This is a genomic window from Cupriavidus sp. SZY C1, assembly GCF_032190535.1.
Lineage (GTDB): Bacteria > Pseudomonadota > Gammaproteobacteria > Burkholderiales > Burkholderiaceae > Cupriavidus > Cupriavidus pauculus_C.
In genome coordinates this window covers 213,497-237,286 of sequence record NZ_JAUANU010000004.1, presented here as the reverse complement: position 1 = coordinate 237,286, position 23,790 = coordinate 213,497, and the positions used below count along the sequence as shown (strand labels likewise).

The 23,790-nt window shown below is 68.9% G+C and carries 20 protein-coding genes; 16 read left to right on the top strand and 4 right to left on the bottom strand.

Annotated features, from left to right (window positions below; all coding sequences use genetic code 11):
* The first annotated feature begins 18 nt into the window (after window positions 1-18).
* The 6 genes from QTN24_RS09330 to QTN24_RS09305 all read left to right on the top strand — a co-directional run bounded on the left by QTN24_RS09330 (window position 19) and on the right by QTN24_RS09305 (window position 6,508).
* Window positions 19-714 carry a FadR/GntR family transcriptional regulator gene (locus QTN24_RS09330; protein ID WP_124684281.1) on the top strand — a complete coding sequence of 232 codons (696 nt, stop codon included), beginning with the start codon at window positions 19-21 and terminating at the stop codon, window positions 712-714.
* 34 nt (window positions 715-748) lie between these two features.
* Window positions 749-2,161, top strand: a complete 1,413-nt coding sequence (locus QTN24_RS09325; protein WP_313836634.1) for an FAD-binding oxidoreductase — start codon at window positions 749-751, stop codon at window positions 2,159-2,161.
* A 74-nt stretch (window positions 2,162-2,235) separates the two neighbouring features.
* A complete protein-coding gene (locus QTN24_RS09320) occupies window positions 2,236-3,444 on the top strand; it encodes an efflux RND transporter periplasmic adaptor subunit (protein ID WP_313836632.1) in 1,209 nt (402 codons plus the stop codon).
* A gap of 3 nt (window positions 3,445-3,447) precedes the next feature.
* Complete coding sequence (locus QTN24_RS09315) at window positions 3,448-4,167, top strand: ABC transporter ATP-binding protein (RefSeq protein ID WP_124684284.1); 720 nt, start codon at window positions 3,448-3,450, stop codon at window positions 4,165-4,167.
* Window positions 4,168-4,177: 10 nt separating this feature from the next.
* Window positions 4,178-5,332, top strand: a complete 1,155-nt coding sequence (locus QTN24_RS09310; protein WP_124684285.1) for an ABC transporter permease — start codon at window positions 4,178-4,180, stop codon at window positions 5,330-5,332.
* Between the two features lie 9 nt (window positions 5,333-5,341).
* Window positions 5,342-6,508, top strand: coding sequence for an ABC transporter permease (locus tag QTN24_RS09305; RefSeq protein WP_124684286.1), 1,167 nt, complete (start codon window positions 5,342-5,344; stop codon window positions 6,506-6,508).
* 232 nt (window positions 6,509-6,740) lie between these two features.
* Here QTN24_RS09305 and QTN24_RS09300 read toward each other — a convergent pair whose 3' ends face one another.
* The gene (locus tag QTN24_RS09300) at window positions 6,741-7,631 is read right to left on the bottom strand and encodes a LysR substrate-binding domain-containing protein (RefSeq protein ID WP_313836627.1); all 891 of its coding nucleotides are present in this window, start codon (window positions 7,629-7,631) and stop codon (window positions 6,741-6,743) included.
* Window positions 7,632-7,753: 122 nt separating this feature from the next.
* On the opposite strand from QTN24_RS09300, the gene QTN24_RS09295 reads away from it, so the two are divergent.
* The 3 genes from QTN24_RS09295 to QTN24_RS09285 all read left to right on the top strand — a co-directional run bounded on the left by QTN24_RS09295 (window position 7,754) and on the right by QTN24_RS09285 (window position 11,431).
* On the top strand, window positions 7,754-9,610 hold the full coding sequence (locus QTN24_RS09295) for an FUSC family protein (protein ID WP_313836625.1): 1,857 nt from the start codon (window positions 7,754-7,756) through the stop codon (window positions 9,608-9,610).
* Between the two features lie 284 nt (window positions 9,611-9,894).
* Window positions 9,895-10,497: a sel1 repeat family protein gene (locus QTN24_RS09290; protein ID WP_313836624.1), complete on the top strand. Its 603-nt coding sequence runs from the start codon at window positions 9,895-9,897 to the stop codon at window positions 10,495-10,497.
* Window positions 10,498-10,603: 106 nt separating this feature from the next.
* The gene (locus tag QTN24_RS09285; protein ID WP_124684290.1) at window positions 10,604-11,431 is read left to right on the top strand and encodes a hypothetical protein; all 828 of its coding nucleotides are present in this window, start codon (window positions 10,604-10,606) and stop codon (window positions 11,429-11,431) included.
* A 39-nt stretch (window positions 11,432-11,470) separates the two neighbouring features.
* Here QTN24_RS09285 and QTN24_RS09280 read toward each other — a convergent pair whose 3' ends face one another.
* Window positions 11,471-12,976 carry a DUF1254 domain-containing protein gene (locus tag QTN24_RS09280; protein WP_124684291.1) on the bottom strand — a complete coding sequence of 502 codons (1,506 nt, stop codon included), beginning with the start codon at window positions 12,974-12,976 and terminating at the stop codon, window positions 11,471-11,473.
* Between the two features lie 296 nt (window positions 12,977-13,272).
* On the opposite strand from QTN24_RS09280, the gene QTN24_RS09275 reads away from it, so the two are divergent.
* Genes QTN24_RS09275 through QTN24_RS09245 form a run of 7 tightly spaced genes read left to right on the top strand, consistent with a single transcriptional unit; the run spans window position 13,273 to window position 20,575 of the window.
* Complete coding sequence (locus QTN24_RS09275; protein WP_124684292.1) at window positions 13,273-13,944, top strand: CDP-alcohol phosphatidyltransferase family protein; 672 nt, start codon at window positions 13,273-13,275, stop codon at window positions 13,942-13,944.
* Window positions 13,945-13,953: 9 nt separating this feature from the next.
* A complete protein-coding gene (locus tag QTN24_RS09270; RefSeq protein WP_313836618.1) occupies window positions 13,954-14,781 on the top strand; it encodes a 2OG-Fe(II) oxygenase in 828 nt (275 codons plus the stop codon).
* Window positions 14,778-15,815, top strand: a complete 1,038-nt coding sequence (locus QTN24_RS09265; RefSeq protein WP_124684294.1) for a lysylphosphatidylglycerol synthase domain-containing protein — start codon at window positions 14,778-14,780, stop codon at window positions 15,813-15,815. The genes QTN24_RS09270 and QTN24_RS09265 overlap by 4 nt, the downstream gene beginning before the upstream one ends.
* Window positions 15,816-15,846: 31 nt before the next feature.
* A complete protein-coding gene (locus tag QTN24_RS09260; RefSeq protein WP_313836616.1) occupies window positions 15,847-16,602 on the top strand; it encodes a phosphocholine cytidylyltransferase family protein in 756 nt (251 codons plus the stop codon).
* Window positions 16,599-18,302 carry a phosphoenolpyruvate mutase gene (aepX, locus tag QTN24_RS09255; protein WP_313836615.1) on the top strand — a complete coding sequence of 568 codons (1,704 nt, stop codon included), beginning with the start codon at window positions 16,599-16,601 and terminating at the stop codon, window positions 18,300-18,302. The genes QTN24_RS09260 and aepX overlap by 4 nt, the downstream gene beginning before the upstream one ends.
* Window positions 18,299-19,486: a phosphonopyruvate decarboxylase gene (gene aepY, locus QTN24_RS09250; RefSeq protein ID WP_313836614.1), complete on the top strand. Its 1,188-nt coding sequence runs from the start codon at window positions 18,299-18,301 to the stop codon at window positions 19,484-19,486. Before aepX ends, aepY begins: the two co-directional genes overlap by 4 nt.
* Window positions 19,487-19,507: 21 nt before the next feature.
* Entirely contained in the window at window positions 19,508-20,575 is a 1,068-nt protein-coding gene (locus QTN24_RS09245) for a 2-aminoethylphosphonate aminotransferase (protein ID WP_313836612.1), read from the top strand.
* 743 nt (window positions 20,576-21,318) lie between these two features.
* Here the strand turns inward: QTN24_RS09245 and QTN24_RS09240 are convergent.
* Together QTN24_RS09240 and QTN24_RS09235 are read right to left on the bottom strand one after the other, a co-directional pair.
* Window positions 21,319-22,671, bottom strand: coding sequence for a VOC family protein (locus tag QTN24_RS09240; protein ID WP_313836610.1), 1,353 nt, complete (start codon window positions 22,669-22,671; stop codon window positions 21,319-21,321).
* A gap of 103 nt (window positions 22,672-22,774) precedes the next feature.
* Window positions 22,775-23,668, bottom strand: a complete 894-nt coding sequence (locus QTN24_RS09235) for a LysR substrate-binding domain-containing protein (RefSeq protein ID WP_313836608.1) — start codon at window positions 23,666-23,668, stop codon at window positions 22,775-22,777.
* Between the last annotated feature and the right edge of the window lie 122 nt (window positions 23,669-23,790).

The window sequence follows — 23,790 nt, the reverse complement described above, 5'->3', positions numbered from 1 at the left end:
AGCGTAAGGTGCTGGCCTATGCAGACACGGCCTATCACCCTGACCGAGCGCGTCATCCAGCAGCTGCGTGGCGAGATTGCCGACGGCACGTTTCCCGTCGGCGCCCGGCTGCCTACCGGCAAGCAGCTTGCCGAGCGTTACGGCGTCAGCGCGGCCGTGATCCGCGAGGTGACCGAGCATCTGCGGTCGCAGGGCATGATCGAGAGCCGGCAGGGGCTGGGCAGTACCGTCCGCTCGCGTGTCAGCGACAGCGGATTCCGGCTGGCCGGCCATGCCGATGCAACGGACCTGGCGGCCATCTTCGAGTTGCGGATCGACCTGGAGAGCGCGGCGGCAGCCATGGCGGCCCGCCACCGGACCGACGCCGACCTCCAGCGCATGGGCGCCCTGCTCGATGCCATTGCCGCGCGGCTGGACGATGCCGAGCTTGGCGTGGAGCCCGACATCCAGTTCCATATCGCCATCGCCACCGCGACCCACAATCCCTATTACCAGCAGTTGCTGCAGTACATGAACCTGCAGCTCCACCAGGCCGTGCGGACCGCCCGCGTCAATTCCAGCCGCCAGCCGGGGCTGCCGGGCCGGGTCCACGGCGAACACGTGGCGATCTTCGACGCCATCCGCGCCCGCGACGCCGATCTGGCCCGCCAGCGCGCCACCGAACACCTGCGCAACGCGGCCGGCCGCCTGGGCTTGCCGCTGCGCCAGTCCTGAATCCCCGTCTCCCTACCGTTTCAGAGGCAATACGATGTCCATCACGCCCTTCGCCCAGCGCCTGACCGAGGCCCTCGGTCCCGAAATCGTCGCCACCGCCGCTGACGCCGTGGCGCCCTGGCTGTCCGACTGGCGCGGCCTCTACAAGGGCCAGGCGCAGGCCGTGGTGCGCCCGCGCAGTACCGAACAGGTGGCCCAGGCGCTGGCGCTGTGCCAGCAGGCCGGCGTCCCGGTGGTGCCGCGCGGCGGCAATACCGGCCTGTGCGGCGGGGCCGCGCCCGACGCCAGCCAGGCCAACGTCGTGATCAGCCTGGACCGCATGGACAAGATTCGCTCGATTGACACGATTGCCAACACGATGGTGGCCGAAGCCGGCTGCATCCTGGGCAACCTGCGCCGCGCCGCCGAGGAAAACGACCGGCTGTTCCCGCTGTCGCTGGCGGCCGAGGATTCGTGCCAGATCGGCGGCAATCTGGCGACCAACGCCGGCGGCGTCAACGTCGTGCGCTACGGCATGACGCGCGAACTGGTGCTGGGCGTGGAAGCGGTGCTGCCGAACGGCGAGATCTTTCACGGGCTGCGCACGCTGCGCAAGGACAACACCGGCTACGACCTCAAGCAACTGCTGATCGGATCGGAAGGCACGCTGGGCATCATCACGGCCGCCGCGCTGCGCCTGTCGCCGCGCGCCGATTCCCGCGCCGTGGTGCTGGCCGCCGTGGAGTCGTCGCGGCAGGCGCTGGAACTCTATTCGCTGCTGTTCGCGCGCTGCGGGGCGCGGCTGCAGGCCTACGAGTTCTTCACCGGTGCCTGCCTGGACCTCGTGCTGACCCATGCCGAAAACGTCCAGGCGCCGTTTGCCGAGCGCTTTCCGGCCTATGTGCTGCTGGAAATCGCCGATACGGCGTCGGAAGACGTGCTCAACGCGCTGCTGGAATCGGTGATTGGCGAGGCGCTGGAACAGGGGCTGTGCCTGGACGCGGCGGTGTCGGCGTCGCTGGCCCAGTTGCAGGGCCTGTGGCGGCTGCGCGAGGAGATTTCCGAGGCCCAGCGCGCCGACGGCCTGCACCTGAAGCACGACGTATCGCTGCCGATCGAGCGGATTCCCGACTTCATGGCGTCGATGGAGGCCCGGCTGCAGGCCCGGCACCCCGGCATCCGCCCGTTCATCTTCGGCCATTTCGGCGACGGCAACCTGCACTACAACCTGTCGCGCCCGCTGGGAGCCGACCCCAAATGGGCGCTCGGCGAAGGCAAGCCGGTCAGCGACGAGGTGATGGACGAAGTGGCGCGCTACGACGGCAGCATCAGCGCCGAGCACGGCATCGGCCAGCTCAAGCGCGACGCCTTCCTGGCGCTCAAGGACCCGCTCGAACTGCGGCTGATGCGCGCCATCAAGCAGGTGTTCGACCCCAGCGGCATCATGAATCCCGGCAAGCTCCTCTAGCCCCGCCTGAGCGCCGCGGCCAGTCGCTATACTGGGAGCCTTTTCGTGCATACCGCCACCGAACGGTTCCCAAATTGGCCGATCAAGACCTGAGCAAGCTGAAAATCGACCGCAGCGCCATGGCGCCCGCGCCCCGCCGGCGCCGCCGCTGGGTGCGCTACGCGGTCATCGCGGTCATCCTGCTGGCGGCCATCGGCATCGGCGCCCGGCTGGCCGGCCCGCAGCCGGTGGAAACCACCACCGTTTCCGCAGCCTATCCGTCCCAGAACTACACGCTGCTGAACGCCACCGGCTACGTGGTGCCCCAACGCAAGGCGGCCGTGGCATCGAAGGCGCAGGGCCGGCTGGAATGGCTGGGCGTGCTGGAAGGCTCGCGCGTCAAGAAGGACGAAATCATCGCCCGCGTGGAAAGCCGCGACGTGGAGGCATCGGCGGCCCAGGCGCGCGCCCAGGTGCAGGTGGCCGAGGCCAACCTGCAGCTCCAGCAGGCCGAACTGCGCGATGCCGAGGTCAACCTGAAGCGGTCGGAGATGCTGCTGGAGCCCAAGGCCATCTCCCGGCAGCAGTACGACGCCGACCTGGCCCGCTACAACAAGGCGCGGGCGTCGATCAACAACTCGCAGGCGTCGATCACGTCGGCCAAGGCCAACGCCCGGGCGGCCGAGGTCTCGGTCGAGCAGACCGTGATCCGCGCCCCGTTCGACGGCGTGGTGCTGATCAAGCACGCCAACGTCGGCGACAACATCACGCCGTTCTCGGCCGCCGCCGACACCAAGGGCGCCATCGTGACGATTGCCGACATGGACACGCTGGAGGTGGAGGCCGACGTTGCCGAGTCCAACATCGCAAAGATCACCGTCGAGCAGCCCTGCGAGATCCTGCTGGACGCGCTGCCGAACCTGCGCATGGCCGGGCGCGTGTCGCGCATCGTGCCAACCGTGGACCGCTCCAAGGCCACCGTGCTGGTCAAGGTGCGTTTTGTCGACCGCGACGCGCGCGTGCTGCCCGACATGAGCGCCAAGATCGCGTTCTTGTCCAAGCCCGTGCCGCCCGAGGACAACAAGCCGCTGACCGCCGTGCAGCCGTCGGCCGTGGTCGAGCGCGACGGCAAGCCGGTGGTGTTCGTGGTGGCCGACGGCAAGGCCCGCCAGGTGCCGGTCACGCGCGGCGCCAAGGTCGGCGAACTGGTGGCCGTGCAGGGCGTCAAGCCCGGCGACACCGTGGTGCTGGCCCCCGGCGACAAGCTGGCCGACGGCGCCCGCGTCACCGTCGCCAAGAAGTAAGCCATGGCCGAAGCCCACGCCGCCGGAGCGGCCCCTACCCCGCTTGTCTCGATCCGCCACCTGGCCAAGTCGTACCAGCGCGGCGCGCAGACCGTGCCCGTGCTGTCCGATATCTCGCTCGACATCGCCGCCGGCGACTTCATCGCGCTGATGGGCCCATCGGGCTCCGGCAAGAGCACGCTGCTGAACCTGATTGCCGGCATCGACCGGCCCGACAGCGGCGAACTGCTGGTGGACGGGGTGGATATCTCGACCCTGCCCGAGTCGTCGCTGGCCGACTGGCGCGCGGCCCACGTCGGTTTCATCTTCCAGTTCTACAACCTGATGCCGGTGCTGACGGCCTACGAGAACGTGGAACTGCCGCTGATGCTCACGCGCCTGACCCGCGCCGAGCGCCGCGAGCGTGTGGAAATGGTGCTCGGCATGGTCGGCCTGGCCGACCGGATGGACCACTATCCCACCGAGCTGTCCGGCGGCCAGCAGCAGCGCGTGGCCATTGCCCGCGCGCTGATCACCGACCCCACGCTGATCGTGGCCGACGAACCCACCGGCGACCTGGACCGCACGTCGGCCACCGAGATCCTGGCGATGCTGCAACGGCTCAACGCCGACGTCGGCAAGACCATCATCATGGTCACGCACGACGCCCACGCGGCCGAGGCCGCCAAGTCGCTGGTCCACCTTGAGAAAGGTGAACTGATCCAGACCGAGCCGCGCCGCTGACGTCCCCGCCATGTACCTGCCCAAGCTGATCGCCCGCAACGCCATGCGCCACAAGCTGCGCACGGCGCTGACCGTGCTGGGCCTGGTGATTGCCGTGCTGGCCTACGGGCTGCTGCAGACCGTGGTCGATGCCTGGTACGCCGGCGCCTCGGCGGCGTCGAACGCGCGGCTGGTGACCCGCAACGCGATCTCGCTGACCTTTGCGCTGCCGCTGAACTACGAGTACCGGATCAAGGGCGTCGACGGCGTCACCCAGGTGGCCCGCTCCAACTGGTTCGGCGGCGTCTACCGCGACCCGAAGAACTTCTTCGCCCAGTTCGCCGTGTCCGACAACTATCTCGACCTGTACCCGGAATTCATCGTCCCGCCCGAGCAGCGCGCCGACTACCAGCGCGACCGCCGCGGCGCGCTGGTGGGCCGCCAGCTGGCTGACCAGTACGGCTTCAAGGTGGGCGACGTCATCCCGATCAAGGGGACGATCTACGCCGGCACGTGGGACTTCGTGGTGCGCGGCATCATGGAAGGCCGCGACGAGAGCACCATCACGCGCCAGATGGTGTTCCACTGGGACTACCTGAACGAGACCGTTCGCAAGAAGAACCCCCGCCAGGCCGACCAGGTGGGCGTGTTCGTGCTGGGCGTGGACAACCCGGACAACGCCGCCGCCATCTCGCGCGCCGTGGACAACGTCTTCAAGAACTCGCTGGCCGAGACGCTGACCGAGACCGAGCAGGCGTTCCAGCTTGGCTTCGTGGCGATGTCGAACCAGATCATCGCGGCGATCCGCGTGGTGTCGTACGTGGTGATCGTCATCGTGATGGCCGTGATGGCCAACGCCATGGCGATGAGCGCCCGCGAGCGGATCACCGAGTACGCCACGCTCAAGGCACTGGGCTTCGGCCCCGGCTTCCTGTCGTTGCTGGTGTTTGGCGAATCGATGATCATCAGCGCGTTTGGCGGTGCGCTGGGCATGCTGCTGACACCCCCGGCGGCGCGCTTCTTCAAGCAGGCCGTGGGCGGGGTATTCCCGGTCTTCACGGTCTCGCACGAGACCATGGCGATGCAGGCCGGCTGCGCGCTGGTGGTGGGCGTGGCCGCCGCCATCGTGCCGGCCGTGCAGGCGGCGCGCGTGCGCATCGTCGAGGGCCTGCGGGCCATCGGCTGACGGAACGCCATGGTCATTCCGCTCCACTACATCGCCCGCAACGTCTGGGCCCGGCGCCTGACCACGGCGCTGACGGCCGGCGGGCTGGCGCTGGTCGTGTTCGTCTTTGCGACGATGCTGATGCTCGACGCGGGCCTCAAGCAGACGCTGGTGACCACCGGCGAGCGCGACAACGTCGTGGTCATCCGCAAGGGCGCCGAGACCGAGATCCAGAGCGCCATCTCGCGCGACCAGGCGGCCGCGCTGGAGATGTACCCGTCGATCGCACTGACGCCCGAAGGCCGCCCGATGGCCTCGCGCGAGGCCGTGGTGCTGATATCGCTGACCAAGACCGGCCAGGCCACGCCGTCGAACGTGGTGATCCGCGGCGTGTCGCCGCTGGGCGTGCCGCTGCGCCCCCAGGTGCGGCTGACCGAGGGCCGCGTGTTCAAGCCCGGCTCGTCCGAGATCATCGTCGGCAGCAGCATCGCCAAGGGCTACGGCAACGTGCGCATCGGCGACCGCCTGCGCTTTGCCCAGCGCGACTGGACCGTGGTCGGCCATTTCGACGCGGGCGGCAGCGGTTTCGACTCCGAGATCTGGGGCGACGTGGACCAGTTGATGCAGTCGTTCCGCCGCACCGGCTATTCGTCGATGGTGCTGCGGCTGGCCAACACCGACGCCTTCGACCGCTTCCGCGCCGACATCGACGTCGACCCCCGGCTGGCCAACGAAGCCAAGCGCGAGCAGCAGTTCTACAGCGACCAGTCCCGTGCGCTGTCGGCGTTCATCAACATCCTGGGCCTGACGCTGACGACGATCTTCTCGGTGGCCGCCATGATCGGCGCGATGATCACCATGTACGCGTCCGTGGCCAACCGCGTCGGCGAGATCGGCACGCTGCGCGCGCTGGGCTTCCAGCGCGCCAACGTGCTGATGGCCTTCCTGATCGAGGCGGTGCTGCTGGGGCTGGTAGGCGGCATCGCCGGCTTGCTCTGCGCGTCGCTGATGCAGTTCGCGTCGTTCTCCACCACCAATTTCCAGACCTTCGCCGACCTGTCGTTCCGCTTCGTGCTGACGCCGGCCATCATCATCAAGACCTTGCTGTTCTCGATGGCCATGGGCCTGATCGGCGGCTTCCTGCCCGCGCTGCGGGCGTCGCGGCTGAATATCGTGGATGCGCTGCGGGCGCGGTGAGGGGGTGTTGGCTTCCCCGTTGTCGCTTGCCGTTTTGATATCCCGACGGCTCTAGCTCCCCTCTCCCGCCTGCGGGAGAGGGGTTGGGGGTGAGGGCCGGCGGTTCAAATTGGCACATGTCGGCAAGCAGCGCCTCAACGCCCTCACCCCCGGCCCCTCTCCCGCGCTGCGGGAGAGGGGAGCAAACCCTGGGGACCCGAACCGCCATCGCCAAAAACCCCCGGCAGCCCCCCTACCCCATCACCTCCTCGCACACCTCCAGCCACGCGCGGGCGGCGTGCGACAGGTAGCGGCCGGGTGGCCAGATGTGGGCCAGTACCCAGTCCATCGTCGGCTCGGCCAGGCGGGCCACGGCGAGCTTGTCGCGCGCTTCCAGCCGTGACAGCAGCGGCTCGGGCAGGAACGTGGTGCCCAGTCCGGCGGCGGCCATCGATGCCAGGAAGTCCCAGTGCCCGCTCTGCGCCACCACGCGCGGCTCAATGCGGGCGTCCAGGAATGCCTGCCGCAGCTTGCGCGTCAGCGAGAACTCGTCGGTCAGCAGCACCAGCGGCTCGTCGCGCAGCGCCTCCAGCGTGACCGTGCGCCCGCTGGCCCATGCGGCACGATGCGGGCCGACTGCCCAGATCGGATACTTGGCGAACTGGCGCGCCTCCAGCGCCAGCCCGCTGTCGCCGGGCAGCACCGTGGCGCCCACTTCCAGCTCGCCGTTCGCCACGTGCTGCTCCACCACCTGCCCGCCATGCTCCGACAGCGTCAGCTGGATGTTCGGATAGCGCTTGCGGAACGCGCTGACCGCCGGCGAGAAGAACAGGTTGACCATCGGCGGAATCCCCACGGTCAACTGGCCGCGCCCGAGCGACGACAAATCCTGCACCTCCAGCGTCAGCCGGTGGACCACGCCGAGCGCCTCCTGCCCCCGGTCGTACACGACCCGGCCCACATCGGTCAGCCGCACCGACTTGCCTTCGCGGATCAGCAGCGGCTGGCCCACCTCGTCCTCCAGCTGCTTGACCATCTTGCTGATGGTCGACTGTGTGACGTAGAGCGACGCCGCCGCCTGGGTAAAGCTCTTCAGGCGCGCGGTCTCGACGAAGTAGCGCAACGCGCGGATGTCGATGGGCATGGTTTTTCCATGAATATTCCGACTGAGACGCGGCATTTTAAATCATGATCGGAATCGACGACAGGCGACTACACTGCTCGTCCAACGCCCCCACCCCGCCGGTTCCGCCGGCGCCCAAGAACATGGCTAGCTGGCCGCATGCCCAACAGTGGCTGTTCTCGCTGAAGGCTTTTGCCGCCGCGATGCTGGCGCTCTATATCGCCCTCTGGTTTGGCCTGCCGCGTCCGTACTGGGCGATGGCGGCGGTCTACTTCGTGTCCCACCCGCTCACGGGCGCCACGCGCTCCAAGGCCGCCTATCGCGTGGCCGGCACGGTGCTGGGCGCGGCGGCGGCCGTGGCCACGGTGCCGCAGCTTGTGAACATGCCCATCTTGTTGACCGGCGCCGTCGCGCTGTGGATAACGGCGCTGGTCTACCTGTCGCTGCTGCAGCGGTCGCCGCGCAGCTACGTATTCCTGCTGGCCGCCTATACGCTGCCGATTGTCGCGCTGCCGGCCGTGATGCAGCCGGCCGACATCTTCGACATCGCCGTGGCCCGCATCGAGGAAATCGTGATCGGCATCGTCTGCGCCAGCCTGGTCGGCGCCATCGTGTTGCCGGCCAAGGTGGCCCCGGCGCTGCGCGAGCGGGCTGGCGTCTGGCTGGCCGATGCCGCCACGTGGGCCGCCGATATCGCCGCCGGCCATCCCCACGCGCTGGCCAGCCGCCACCGGCTGGCCGCCGACATGCTGGCGCTCGACCAGTTGATCGTCCATCTGTCGTTCGATACGGAAAGCCGCCACGCGGTGGCTCACGCGCGGGCGCTGCGAGCCAGCATGTCGCGGCTGATGCCGGTGCTGTCGGGCCTGGAAGTCGTGCGGCGCGCGCTGCGGTGTGACGCGCCGCCGCTGCCCCGTGCCGAACTCGAACGCGCGGCCCGGCACCTCGACGCCCGGCGCGACATGCTGATGCGCGCCTGCGCGGCGTGGCACGACGGCATCGACAACGCCCGGCTGTCAGCGCCGGTCCCGGAACCGGACGAACCGGCCAGCGCGGGCCATGACCACGTGATGCTCGCATTCGGCGCCGCCTCGGCCGGGCTGGCCGTGTTCTGCGCGGGGCTGCTCTGGATGTTCTCGGGCTGGGAAGACGGCGGCGGGCCGGTGGCGGTGGCCGCCATCGCTTGCTGCTTCTTTGCGACCATCGACGCGCCCCGGCCGGTCGCCCGATCGTTCGCGCGATGGTCGGCGGTCTGCCTGCTGATCTCGTCGGGCTACCTGTTTCTGGTGGTGCCACACGCGCAGACCTTCGAGGCGCTGGCCGGCCTGCTGGCCGTGCCCTACCTGGGCATCGGCGTGCTGATCACGCGGCCCGGCTTCCACTTGATGGCGATGCTACTGTCGGTCAACACGGCGTCATTCGCCAACGTGCAGGCGGTCTACGACGCCAATTTCATCGGCCTGTTCAACACCAGCCTGGCCAACGCGGCGGCGATGCTGTTCGCGCCGGTCTGGGCGATGCTGGCGCGGCCATTCGGCGCCCACGTGGCCGCGCAGCGGCTGATTAGCGCAAGCTGGGACGACCTGGCGCGCGCCGCCACATGGCGCGCCGCCGACCGACACGGCCACGTGGGCGCGCGGATGTTCGACCGGCTCGGCCAGTTGATGCCGCGCCTGGGCGCTAGCGGTGGCCGGCTGGCGTCGGACGGCTTTACCGAACTCCAGGTCGGCTACTGCGCGCTGACCCTGCAGCGCGCGCTGCCAGCGCTGCCGCCGCCCGTTCGCAAACCCGTCCGGCGCGTGCTGAGCGGGGTGGCGCGCCACTTCCGGGCCAGAACCCAGGCCGGCCATACCGTAGCCGCGCCCGATGGGTGGCTCCCGTGGATCGACGCGACGCTCGCCGGGCTTGGCGACGTGCCCGACCGCGCGCTGGCCGATGAGCTTCAGAGCGCGCTGGTCGTGCTCGGCCTGACCCTCGCGCCCCATGAAAAAAACGAATGACGGGCGCCCCTGACATGCCCGGCTGACCTCGCGGCCGGGCGCATTGCTTCGCGGGTGAGACGAGACTTGCCGCATCCCTCGCGGGGTGTGGCTTTTTTGCCATCTGGCGCCCCAAAAACGTGCGGCAGACGCAACACCCGGCTCCCAAATCGCCGATCAAGTGTTGCAAACGCTCCATACAATACTGTTACAATCTGCAAGCTTTTCTTACAAAAGCCCAGATTTAGCAGAAGCAGCAAAAGCTGCAGAACGACAAGAAAAAACGACTTTCGACGGGGTGGGGAATGAATCGTCTGGTTCCTTTGGCATTCGCGGCCATGGCCGCGCTGACCGGCTGCGCATCGCAGTCGGCTGCCGATCAGCTTGCGCCGCGCTCGCAGACCGTGCGCCTGTGCCAGGGCAACACCTGTGCCGAGCAGGACCGGCGCGTGGCGACGTTCCAGACGGCGCCCGTGGACGCCGAGGCCGAGCGCCGCATGCAGGCGCTGGCCGACGTGGCCGCGCGCAATCCCAATGCCGCCTATGACCTGGGCCTGCGCCTGCTGCGCGGTGACGGCGTGGAGCGCAACAGCTACCAGGCGCTGGAATGGCTGCGCAAGGCCGGCGACAACGGCCACGCCGAAGTCCAGCTGGCGCTGGGCCGCCTGTACCTGATGGGTTTCGAGGAAATGGGTCCGGACCCGGCCGAGGCCGAGGCGTGGCTGACCCGTGCCGCCGCCAAGGGCAGCAAGGAAGCGCGCGACCTGATTCCGCAGGCACAGGCCGCCAAGCGCGACGAACAGGCCGCCTACCAGGTGCGCGACGCCTATCGCAAGCAATGGTTCGCCTGGTACACCACCTACCCGTACTACTGGGTATGGGGCCCGTCCGGCTGGTACCAGCGCTAGACCCGGCCCGTTGACGGGCGGCTCATGGGCGGCTCCCGGCCGCTCGCTGGCTGCCCTGCCCGACCAATTCCCTTCCCTTCCCTTTCCGTCAACAGGACGCGACTTCATGCCCAAGATGACTGCTTTGAGCGTGGCTGTACTGGCCACGTCTTTCGTTCTGGCCGGCTGTGCCAACCCGGCCGGTGGCCACATCAGCACCGGCACGGCGCCCACCGCCGCCACCGGCGCGGCCGGCGGTGCCGCCAGCGTGAACGCCAACCCGTCGCTGGAGCGCTGCGACAAGCCGCTGGGCACGCTGGCCGTCGATGACGGCCGCGGCAAGGAGTGGTACGCCAGCTTTGGCGCCGCCACCAAGATCACGACGATCGAGCCGCTGATCCGCCTGGCCGTGCAGCAGTCCAACTGCTTCGTGATCACGTCGGTCGGCAACAACCGCACCGAGAGCAAGCTGTCGAACATCACCGACAAGCAGCGCAACTCGGGCGAATTCCGCGCCGGCTCGCGCCAGCAGAAGGGCCAGCGCGTGGCCGCCGACTACTACATGGAACCGGCCATCATCATCGACAACGATTCCACGGGCCAGCTGGCCGCCGGCGTGGGCAGCCTGTTCGGCAGCGTCGGTGCGCTGGTGGGCGGTGCGATGCAGAGCAAGGCGTCGGTCGTGACGCTGACGATGTTCGACATCCGCTCGGGCGTGCAACTGTCGATCTCGGAAGGCAACGCCACGGCGACCAACTTCGGCGCCGCCGTGGGCGCGTTCGGCGGCGGTGCGGCGGGCGGCCTGGGCGGCTTCTCGCGGACCCCGGAAGGCAAGGCCACCGTGGCCGCGTTCATGGACGCCTACAACAACATGGTCGTCTCGCTGCGCAACTACAAGGCGCAGGAAGTCAAGGGCGGCCTGGGCCGCGGCGGCCAGCTCAAGGTCGGTTCCTGATGCCGCGATGGCCGTCGCGCCCGGCGACGGCCCCCGCCATCAGTTCGCGCTGACCTTCTGCACCGGCGGCGGCGACCACGTGTTCTGCAGGATTTCCGCCTTCGGCCAGTAGGCGCGGATGAACAGTTCGAAGTCGCCGGTCGGGGCGGGCAGCCAGTTGGCCACCTTGTCCGCGGCCGGCTTCTTGTTCTGGACGTAAAGCGTCAGCGAGCCGTCCGGGTTGTAGACGAGGTCCTTGTTCTTGGTGCCCAGCGAGAAGCGGTTGATCTCGTTGGGCGCGAAGAAGTGCGCGGCGTCGTAGAGCGTCAGCGACCAGAAGCCGTTCACGGGCGGCAGCCCGCCCTTCGGGAATGTGATCGTATAGGCATTGGCGCCGTTCAGCCGGCCTTTGGCGGCATCGAATTCCTGGCCGAAGTACGCCGATTCGCGTCGCGGATTGACGAAGATATTGGCCTTGGCCGCCGCCGCGCGGCTGTAGTAGTCGGTGCCGAACTCCGCGCCATTCATCGGCGCCACCCAGCCATTGCCCACCGTCACCCCCGCGTTCGCGTAGCGGTGCATCTCCGGCATCATTTCCTTGTCGGCCTCGACGGCGGCCTGCGTCAGCGCGTCGGCAACGGCCGGGTCCTTGGCGGCCGCGTCCAGCAGCGACTGGAACCACGCGTACAACGCTTCCTCGCCGCGCTGGGGCGGCACTTCCTTCAGGATGATCGGCAGTTCCTTGAAGAACGCCTCGGGCTTGACCCACTGCGTCTCGCCGCCGCTGCCCTGCTTGCCGCCGGCCGGGTCGGACAGATTCGGCAGCTTGGTCCAGTCCTTGGTCTTTACCTTGCCGTCGTACTCGGACAACGGATACGCCACGATCTGGCTGACTAGCGGACGGATGGCGGCGCGGTCCTGCGCGGTGTCGTCCAGGAACGCGCGCGGGATGATGTAGGCGATATTGGTCGGCGACCGGTACACGCCCCGGATGCCCTTCGGCACCTTGCCCTTCCAGTCCGGCCCCACCACCATATAGAAGCCCGGCTTGGTGCCATACATCCGCCCCACGCCGCCCAGCGTGTCCGTGCGCTGGTCGCCTAGCTGGTAGACCCAGAACCGGTTGCCAAAGTCCGGCACCTGGAACACCGCCGGCTCCTTGGCCAGCGACAGGATGCCGAAGCCGTACGCCACGTCCTGGTTCGGCGTGGCCACCGCGCGTTCTTCCGGCTTGATGTAGTCGGTCAGCATGGTCAGCCGGTTCAGCGGCGCCACGGGCAGCACCCCGTCGCCCAGGCCGTTTTCCGGCACCTTGGAGAACACCAGGTGCCGGTTGTGGATGTTCACCATCGGCCAGCCCCAGATATAGGCCACCTTGGCCACGTTCTTCACATAGCTGAGCGGCATGTTGGCCCCGGCCACCGGGCCCGGCGGCAGCTTGGCCTGGGGCGCGGACGCCGGCTGGCTGGCGGCCAGCGCGGGCGGCATGGCGGCCAGCGTGGTCAGGGTGGTCAGGGCGGCGGTGGCAATCAGCGTGCGGAACCAGGTCGGACGAAGGCGGGCCATGGCGGCATCTCCGGCAAGTCGAAAAGCCCTATGCTCGCGCGCCGGCGTGGCGCCGGATATTCAATCTTTTCGGTAGCCGATCTAAACCGATCTGACGAATGCAGCACAATCGGACCGATCCGAAGCTGCGCGCCCCGGGGCCCGCCACGTGACCGCGCCGGGGCCTGGCCTGCTGCAGCGGTGCGGGAAAGGGCGTATTCTGGCGAACTTGTCATTCGGGCGTCGTAGGCGTAGTGTTGCGCATCGCCTGGCGCGCCCAAGTGCTCACGCCGCCCCTCCCTGCCCTGTTTTGACGGATGAACCCGAAATCCCCCAAATACCCGGATGAACCGCCCCTGCCGTCCACCTGGGATGCCCGCCTGGCCCGCCACCTGGTACGGCCGCTCAAGAATACCCGTGTCACCCCGAACCACCTGACCACGCTGCGCCTGCTGATCGGCGTGGCCGGCATCGCCTGCATTGCCCAGGGCGGCTACGCCTGGTCGAACTGGGGCGCGCTGCTGGTGGTGCTGTCCAACTTCGTCGACCATACCGACGGCGAATTGGCGCGGATCAGCGGCAAATCGAGCAAGATCGGCCACTTTTACGACCTGGCCAGCGACGCGCTGATCACCGTCCTGCTGTTCATCGGCTTTGGCATGGCCGTGGCCGCCACCGGCCCGGCGCCCGAGGCATTCGGCCCCGTGCTGCGCGGCACGATTGCCGGGCTGGCCGTGGCGCTGATCTTCTTCCTGCGCATGCGTATAGAATCGCGGGTTGGAAAAAGTGGCACGAAGCAGGCTTCGGCCGGCGGCTTCGAGACCGAGGACGTGCTGTACCTGCTGCCGCTGGTGACGCTGACGGACGGCATCGGCCCGTTCCTGACGGCGGCCTCCATCGGCGCCCCGCTGTTTGCCGTCCTGGTCATCATCGATTACTGGCGCGTCATGCGGCGCCCGCAGCCCGTCGCAACTACCCCTGATCACTGAGGCAGCCACATGCCAGAGCAAGTTACCGGCGACATCGCCATCGCGCCCGCCGCACCGCGCGACGCCGAGCCCGCCGCCACCCGCCCGGCCGCGCGACGCCCGGACGCCGCCGTGGCCGGCGTGGTGGCGCGGCTCGATACCCCGGCGCTGCGCCAGGATTTCGAGCGCCAGGGCGCCTTCCTCTACCTGGACAGCTTCCTGGGCCCCGACGAGACCGCGCAACTGGTGGCGCTGGCCCGCGCGCTGCAGTCGGGCCTGAACCGCAACTACCTGCCCGGCCACAAGCAGGGCGGCAGCGTCAGCCGGCACACGATCGACGAGAAGGCGCCGTTCATCGCCGACCTGTACCGCTCGAAGTCGCTGATCGGCTGGCTGGAACAGGTGACCGGCGACAAGCTCCAGGTCTGCCCCGAGTCCGACCCCCACGCCTACGCGCTCTATTACTACACGCGGCCGGGCGACCATATCGGCTGGCACTACGACACGTCCTATTACGAAGGCCGGCGCTACACGCTGCTGATCGGCGTGCTGGACGAATCGTCCTGCCGGCTGGACTACGAACTCCACACGCGCAACCCCGACGTGCCCGACGAGCCGGGCTCGGTCCAGATCCCGCCGGGCGGCATCGTGCTGTTCGATGGCGACAAGCTGCGCCACCGCATCACGCCGGCCGGCCCCAACGAGATCCGCGTCTCGCTGACGTTCGAGTACGTCACCGATCCGGGCATGCGGCCGTGGCTGCGCCTGATCTCCAACATGAAGGACGCCGTGGCGTACTTCGGCTTCCGGCAGGTGTTCCGGCGCCTGCTGGGCAGGAAGTCAGCAGGCCCCGCGTGAATCGTGCAGCTTTCATCCTTCTGTCGGTAGGCGCGGCGCTGTTTGTCGGCCTGCTGGCGTGGCAGGGCTTTGGCGCGGTGACCACCACGCTGATGTCCGCCGGCTGGGGCCTGGCCGTGGTGGCCGCGTTCCACCTGCTGCCGCTGGCGCTGGACGCCGGGGCCATTGCCGTGCTGCTGGACCGCAAGACCCGCCACGGGTCGTTCTGCAGCGCGCTCAAGGCGCGCTGGACCGGCGAGGCCGTCAACAGCCTGCTGCCGGCCGGCCAGATCGGCGGCCCGGTGCTGATGGTGCGCTACCTGGCGCACCGCGGCGCGCGCATGCGTGACGCGGCGGCGGCCATCACGGTCAGCACCACCACCCAGGCGCTGTCCCAGATGCTGTTCGCGCTGCTCGGCATCGCCGTGTTCGGCGCCCACGACGACCTGTCCGAATACCGTACCCCCGTCATCGCCATCACCGCCGTCCTGGGCGCCTGCGTGCTGGGCTTCTGCGTGCTGCAGCGGCGCGGCATGTTCGGCCGCGTCATGCGTATTGGCCAGAAGCTGTTCGGCAAGCGCCAGGCCGATGCCGACGCCCCGGGCGCCAAACCGGGCCGCTGGGCCGGGCTGGCGCTGCGGGCCGATGCCGTCGACAGTGCGATTCGGGAACTCTACCGCGACCGCAAGAAGGTCGCGGCCAGCTTCGCGCTTAACCTGCTGGGCTGGATTGCCGGCACGGGCGAGGTCTGGCTGATCCTCCATTTCCTGGGGCATCCGGTGAACTGGCACGAGGCGCTGCTGCTGGAAAGCGTGGGCCAGGCCATCCGGGGCGCCGCGTTTGCGATTCCGGGCTCGCTCGGCGCGCAGGAAGGCGGCTACCTGCTGCTGGGCCCGCTGGTGGGCCTGCCGCCGGACGCCGCGCTGGCGCTGTCGCTGGCCAAGCGCGTACGCGAGCTGGTGCTTGGCATCCCCGGACTGGTGTACCTGCATTTCAGCGAACGGAAGTTCCAGCGCCGTCGCGCCGCAACGGCCCTGTCGGCGGACAGGGGCTAGCGGCTCTTCCACAAATCACGAGAACAACCTGATGCGAGCAATCATTCTTGCCGCGGGCCTGGGCCTGCGACTCCAGCAACAGCCGGGCAAGCAGTTTCCCAAGTGCCTGTTGCGCTTTGACGGCCTGACGCTGCTGGAACGTCACCTGCGCCTGCTGGACGCCGCCGGCGTGACCGAGGTGGTGCTGGCGCTGGGCTTCGAGCCGGACCAGGTCAAGGAAGAACTGGCCCGCCTGGGCCGCGATCTGGAAATCGTCATCAACCCGCGCTACGACCTGGGCAGCGTGCTGACCGTGCACACCGTGGCCGACGCCATCACGCGCGGCGGCGACGTGCTGCTGATGGACGCCGACGTGCTCTACGACGAGCGCATCATGACCAAGCTGGTGGCCGGCGAGACCGCCAACCGGCTGCTGATCGACCGCGACTTCGAGGCCGGCGACGAGCCCGTCAAGCTCTGCCTGCGCGACGGCGTGCCCGTGGAGCTGCGCAAGCAGCTCATGGCCGACCTGGAATACGACACCATCGGCGAATCGGTGGGTTTCTTCCGCTTCCGCGAAGACTGCGCCCGCCGCCTGGCCGCCATCGTCCAGGGCTACGTGGACTCGGGCCGCGCCAACATGCCGCACGAGGAAGCCGTCCGTGACCTGCTGCTGGAGCGCTCGCACGTGTTCGACACCGCCGACGTGACCGGCGCGCCCTGGATCGAAATCGATTTTCCCGGCGACGTGGCTCGCGCCGCCGAAGAAGTCCTGCCCCAACTTCTGCCTGTAGGAATCGCACAATGAACGCCATCGACCCGAACCTGCTCGGCTCCGCCACCTCCGCCCCGCTGTCGCGCGCCGCGCGCCTGCGCCGGATGCTGCTGTCCGACGAACTCGAATTCATCATGGAAGCCCACAACGGCCTGTCCGCGCGGATCGTGCGCGAGGCCGGCTTCAAGGGCATCTGGGCCTCGGGCCTGGCTATCTCTGCCCAATTCGGCGTGCGCGACAACAACGAGGCAAGCTGGACCCAGGTGGTGGACAACCTTGAGTTCATGGCCGACGCCAGCGACCTGCCGATCCTGCTGGACGGCGACACCGGCTACGGCAACTTCAACAACGTGCGCCGCCTGGTGCGCAAGCTGGAGCAGCGCGGCATTGCCGGCGTCTGCATCGAAGACAAGATCTTCCCGAAGACCAACAGCTTCATCGGCGGCGAGCAGCAGCCGCTGGCCGACATCGACGAGTTCTGCGGCAAGATCAAGGCCGGCAAGGATTCGCAGGCCGACGACGATTTCTCGATCGTCGCCCGCGTGGAGGCCCTGATCGCCGGCTGGGGCATGGAAGAGGCGCTGCGCCGCGCCGAGGCGTACCACCAGGCCGGCGCCGACGCGATCCTGATCCACAGCAAGCTGTCGAAGGCCGACGAGATCGTCACGTTCGCGCGCGAATGGGGCAACCGCTGCCCGCTGGTGATCGTGCCGACCAAGTACTACAGCACGCCAACCGACGTGTTCCGCCGTGCCGGCATCAGCCTGATCATCTGGGCCAACCACCTGATCCGCGTGGCGGCGTCCGGCATGCAGGCCGTGGCGAAGGACATCTACGAGAACCAGACGCTGGTCAACGTGGAAGACCGCATCGCCACGGTCAACGAGATCTTCCGCCTGCAGGATGCCGACGAGTACTCGGCGGCCGAGAAGATCTATCTGACCGGCGGCCAGGCGCCGGGGTCGGCCGTGGTGCTGGCCGCGGGCCGCGGCAAGGGCCTGGAGGCGCTGACCGAGGACAAGCCCAAGGTCATGCTGCCGGTGGCCGGCAAGCCGCTGCTGCGCTGGCTGGTGGACGGCTTCAAGAACCAGGGCATCAACGACATCACCGTGGTGGGCGGCTACAAGGCCGAGGCCATCGACGCGGCCGGCATCCACCTGGTGCGCAACGAGCGCCATGCCGAGACCGGCGAGCTGGCGTCGCTGGCCGCCGCGGCCGACGCGCTGCAGCACGACACGGTCATCGCCTACGGCGACCTGCTGTTCCGCAGCTACATCCTGCGCGACCTGCTGGAAACCGACGCGCCGTTCAGCGTGGTGGTGGATTCGTCCGAGTCCGCGCCGTCGAACCAGAGCGTGCGCGACTTTGCGTGGTGCTCGGCCGCCGACGACCGCGACCTGTTCGGCCAGAAGATCGTGCTCAAGAAGATCTCTGACGACGTGCCCGCCGGCGACGCGCCGCACGGCCGCTGGATCGGCCTGATGAACGTGCGCGGCGAAGGCCGGGCGCGCCTGCAGAAGCTGCTGGCCGAGCTGCGCGAGCGGCCGGACTTCGACAAGCTCGACATCCCCGACCTGCTCAACGCGCTGGTCGCCGCCGGCGAGCAGGTGGAGGTCAAGTACGTGCACGGCCACTGGCGCGGTGTGAATGACCTGGACGACTTCCGCCGGGCCGGCGACTTCGCGCACGGCCAGACGCCGTTCGCGGTGGGCGGCGGCGAGGCCGCGCAATGATCGAGGCGGTCCAGTTCGTGGAAGCCGCGCGCGAGCGCGGTTTCCAGTGGTACGCGGGCGTGCCCTGCTCGTACCTGACGCCGTTCATCAACTACGTGGTGCAGGACCCGTCGCTGCACTACGTGTCGGCCGCCAACGAGGGCGACGCCGTGGCGTTCATCGCCGGCGTGACGCAGGGCGCGCGCAACGGCGTGCGCGGCATCACGATGATGCAGAACTCGGGGCTCGGCAACGCCGTGAGCCCGCTGACGTCGCTGACCTACACGTTCCGGCTGCCGCAACTGCTGATCGTGACGTGGCGCGGCCAGCCCGGCGGCGCCGCCGACGAGCCCCAGCACGCGCTGATGGGGCCGGTCACGCCGCAGATGCTGGACACGATGCAGATCCCGTGGGAACTGTTTCCGACCGACGCCGAGGCCGTGGGCCCGGCGCTCGACCGGGCCATCGCCCACATGGACGCCACCGGCCGGCCGTACGCGCTGGTCATGCAGAAAGGCAGCGTGGCGCCCTACCCGCTGACGCCGCAGACGCCGCCGGTGGCCCGCCCGAAGGCGGTGCCGCGAGACGCCGGCACCGGCGCGGCGACGCTGCCGAGCCGCCAGCAGGCGCTGCAGCGGGTCATCGCCCATACGCCGGTCGATTCGACCGTGGTGCTGGCGTCCACGGGCTTCTGCGGCCGCGAGCTGTACGCGCTCGATGACCGGCCGAACCAGCTCTACATGGTGGGTTCGATGGGCTGCCTGACGCCGTTCGCGCTTGGCCTGGCGCTGGCGCGGCCGGACCTGCGCGTGGTGGCCGTGGACGGCGACGGCGCGGCGCTGATGCGCATGGGCGTGTTCGCAACGCTGGGCGCCTACGGTCCGGCCAACCTGACGCACGTGCTGCTGGACAACAATGCGCACGATTCCACGGGCGGCCAGGCGACGGTGTCGCACAACGTGTCGTTCGCCGGCGTGGCGGCGGCCTGCGGCTATGCGTCGGCCGTCGAGGGCGACAGCCTTGACCTGCTGGACACGGTGCTGGCCCAGGCGGCCACGGCCACGTCGGGGCCCGCCTTCGTCTGCCTGCGCACGCGCCCCGGATCGCCGGACGACCTGCCCCGCCCGTCGGTGACGCCGGTGCAGGTCAAGACGCGCCTGGCGCGCCAGATCGGCGCCGACCAGGGCAACGCCAACCACGCCTGAATCACGCTTGAGACCAATCGCATGCTGCTTCTGAATCCCGGCCCGGTGACGCTGTCCGAGCGCGTCCGCCAGAGCCTGCTGCAAACCGACCTGTGCCACCGCGAAAGCGAGTTCTTCGACCTGCAGGACGAAGCGCGCGCGCGGCTGATCGACATCTACGGGCTGGACCCGGCCGTCTGGACGGCGGTGCTGATGACCGGGTCCGGCACGGCCGCGCTGGAAAGCATGATCGCCGGGCTGGTGCCGGCGCAGGGCAAGCTGCTGATCGTGCAGAACGGCGTCTATGGCGAGCGCATCGCCCAGATCGCCACGCAGTACCAGATCCCGCACACGGTGGTGAAGCACGAGTGGATGGAGGCGCCCGACCTGGCCCGCATCGACGCGGCGCTGGCGGCCGACCCGGCCATCACGCACCTGGCGGTGATCCACCACGAGACCACCACGGGCCGCCTGAACGACCTGCCCGCCATCGACCGGCTGTGCCAGGCGCGCGGCGTGCGGCTGCTGGCCGATACTGTGAGCAGCTTCGGCGCCGAGGCCATCGACTTCGGCGGCCACATCGACGCGGTGGCCGCCACGGCCAACAAATGCCTGCACGGCGTGCCGGGCGCGGCGTTCGTCATCGTGCGCCGCGCGGCGCTGGCCAACGCGGTCAGCCGCACGTACTACCTGGACATCGCCCGCTACGCCCGCCAGCAGGACCAGCGCAACACGCCGTTCACGCCGTCGGTGCATGCGTTCTACGCGCTGGTGGAGGCGCTGCGCGAGCACCAGGACGAAGGCGGCTGGCAGGCGCGCCACCAGCGCTACGCCGCGCTGGCCGAGGAAGTCCGCACCGGCCTGGCCGCGCTGGGCATCGAGGCACTGTGGCCCGCCGCCCAGTCGTCAGTGGTGCTGCGCGCGTACAAGCTGCCCGCCGGCGTGACCTACGAACAACTGCACGACGGCCTGAAGGCGCGCGGCTTCGTCATCTACGCCGGCCAGGGCGGGCTGTCGTCGCAACTGTTCCGCATCTCGACAATGGGCGCACTGACCGCCGCCGACATGCACCGCCTGATCGCCGGATTCCGGGAACTGCTGCATCGGTGAGGGGTTGCTTGTTGGGGAGAGAGAAGGCCGGTGGCGTGTGTCATGCCGCCGGTTTTCTCCATCGCCCATGACGCCGCCGGCGAATGTCATGCCACTGGTTTTCTCCCCTCTCCCACAACGTGGGAGAGGGGCCGGGGGAGAGGGCGTTGAGGTTCTGCTTGCCGACAGGCCGCAATTTGAACCGCCTGCCCTCACCCCCAACCCCTCTCCCGCTCGCGGGAGAGGGGAGCAAAAAAAACGCCACCGACGAATGTCATGCCACTGGTTTTTCTCCCCTCTCCCACAACGTGGGAGAGGGGCCGGGGGTGAGGGTGTTGAGGCTCTGCTTGCCGACAGGCCGCAATTTGAACCGCCTGCCCTCTCCCCCAACCCCTCTCCCACATGCGGGAGAGGGGAGCAAAAAAAACGCCACCGGCGAATGTCATGCCACTGGTTTTCTCCCCTCTCCCACAACGTGGGAGAGGGGCCGGGGGTGAGGGCGTTGAGGCTCTGCTTGCCGGCAGGTCGCAATTTGAACCGCCGGCCCTCTCCCCCAACCCCTCTCCCGCGTGCGGGAGAGGGGAGCAAAAAAACGCCGCCGGCGAATGTCATGCCGCCGGTTTTCTCCCCTCTCCCACAACGTGGGAGAGGGGCTGGGGGTGAGGGTGTTGAGGTTCTGCTTGCCGACAGGTCGCAATTTGAACCGCCTGCCCTCACCCCCAACCCCTCTCCCGCGTGCGGGAGAGGGGAGCAAGAACCAGGGCTCAACCTACCCCCAGCGCCTTCAGTGCGGCTTTCAGCGATGCGTCCTGCTCGGCCGCGTACAGGGCCAGTTCGTCGCTGACGGCGGCGCCCAGGGCGGCTTCGAAGGCGACGCGGTTGGGCGAGGCTTCCAGGGCGTCGCGGTTTTCGTCGCCGAGGTTCGACTGGAAGATGCCGGCGGCGCTGACGGGCAGGAAATCCTCGTACGTGATGGGTTCGGCCACGAGCGCGCCGGCGGCGATCAGGGCTTCGACGTCAGCGCCGTCGGCCGCGGTTTTGCCCACCTTGTAGCGGTAGTACGCCAGCGCTTCGCGCCGCATCTGGTCATGGTCGTCCGGGAACGCGCGGAACACCGACTCCAGCGTCTGGCGGTAGGCCGCCGCGTTGGACCCGTCGCCGGCTGGCGTGATGATCTGGCGCACCTCGTTCAGCAGCGCGTCGTAGCGCTGGCGGCCCTTGGGCGTCAGCGCCACGCCGCGTTGCTCGATCTCGCCAAAGCGCGCGGTATGGGTGCCGGCCTCGCCGCCGTCGCGGAAGGTCACCGGCTCGCTCAGCGCCAGGAAGCTGGTCTGGCGCAGCAGGATCGGGCACTGGCGCGTGGGCGGGCCTTCCACCACGGCCTTGGGCTGGATGCCGCGCTCGGGCATCAGCGCCTGCACCACGTCGATGTCGAGCGTGCGCGGTGTCAGGTGGTTGATGTGCGGCCCCGGAAAGCACACGATATCCGCGATCAGCGGATGGGTCTTGCGCAGCTTCCAGTACAGCTCAGCGTCCACGGTGGCGCGGCCGTGCCAGCGGAACGTCTCCAGCGCCTCGGCGACGAACTGCGCCGCGTCGGCGTCATCGAGCCCGCCCTGCTGCTCGGCGCGCTCGATCAGCGCCAGGCACCCCGGCGTGAAGATCGACCGCGTGGCCAGCACGCCGGCCGCGGCGTCGCGCAGCGCGGCGTCCTGGATCAGGTCCAGCCGCAGCAGAGACGTGAACACGCGGAACGGGTTCTCGGCCAGGCCGGCTACGTCCCTGGGCCGGAACGCGGTGGAATGGACCGGCACGCCGGCCACGGACAGGTCGTAATAGCCCACCGGGAACATGCCCATCACGGCGAACAGGCGGCGGATGGTGGCCAGTTCGGCGGGCGTGCCCACGCGGATGGCGCCGTGCCGCTCCACCTCGATCCGGGCCTCCTGCCCGGCGGCGCCGGCGGCGGCCGCGCCAATGCCGGCCAGCACGTCGGCGTTGACATCGGACACCAGCGTCATCAGCGTGCCGTATTGCGGCACCTCGGCGCGGTACATATCGGACATGGCGCGCGAGAACTGGGCGCGGATCTGGCTCGGGGACGTGAAAGCGGACATCGTCAGGCTATGGCTGTGGGGCGGATCGGAAAGCCGCCAAGTCTGGGCGGCGACGCATGGCGCGACAAGCGATATTTGTGACGGACTTATTGCACTTTGCGCATCAAGTTGATGCCGCGCACTGGTGGCGCAGCCAGTCGGCAAAGCGCTCGGCCCGCTCGTTGCCCGCCCGCCATGTCACAAAGTACGCGCCCGACGGCCGCGCCGGGGCCGCGTCGGCAAAGGGCAGCGCCACAAGCTGGCCGGCGTCGATTTCCGCGCGCACCATCATCTCGGGCAGCACGGCCACGCCCAGGCCGCTGGCCGCCGCGCGGGTAATCATCGAGAACAGGTCGTAGCGCGGGCCCAGCCGGGCCTGGCGCCGGATGGCCTCGTCGTCGCCGCCAAACCAGTCGGGCCACGCTTCGGGCCGGCTTTGCAGATGCAGGCGCGGCAGCTTGAGCAGGTCTTCGCGGCGGCGCACCGGCTGCCCGGCCAGTAGCTGCGGGCTGCAGACCGCGATCGAGCGCCCCTCGTCGAGCAGCCGGGCCGAGGCGTGGCCCTCCCATGGCCGTTCGCCGAAGTAGATGGCGGCATCGAACACGGAATCGGCAAAGTGGAACGGCTCGGGCCGGGCGTGGACGTTGACGACGATGCGCGGGTGGTCGTCGCGGAAACCGGCCAGGCGCGGGATCAGCCATTGCGTGGCGAAGGTGGGCACCACGGCCAGTTCCAGCACTTCCATGCCGCCGGCGCGCGAGGCCAGGTCGCGCGTGGCGCGTTCGATGGCCTTCAGTTCAGCGCGGATCTCGCGCACGTAGCGGTCGCCGTCGGCGGTCAGCGCCACGCGCTGCTTGACCCGTTCGAAAAACCGTACGCCCAGGCGCGCTTCCAGCGCCTGGATCTGGCGCGAGATCGCGCTTTCGGTCACGTTCAGTTCGGCGGCGGCGCGCGTGAAGCTGCCGAGGCGGGCAGCGCTTTCGAGCATCTGGAGCGCGATCAGGCTGGGCAGGCGCATGGTCAGGCGGTATTCGGGCGGGGACGCAGGGGGTTGCCATTGTGGCACCGACGTCCCACCCACGGCCTTGAAATTTCCGATTCACTGTATATATTTACAGGTACTGTATGCATAAACAGTAT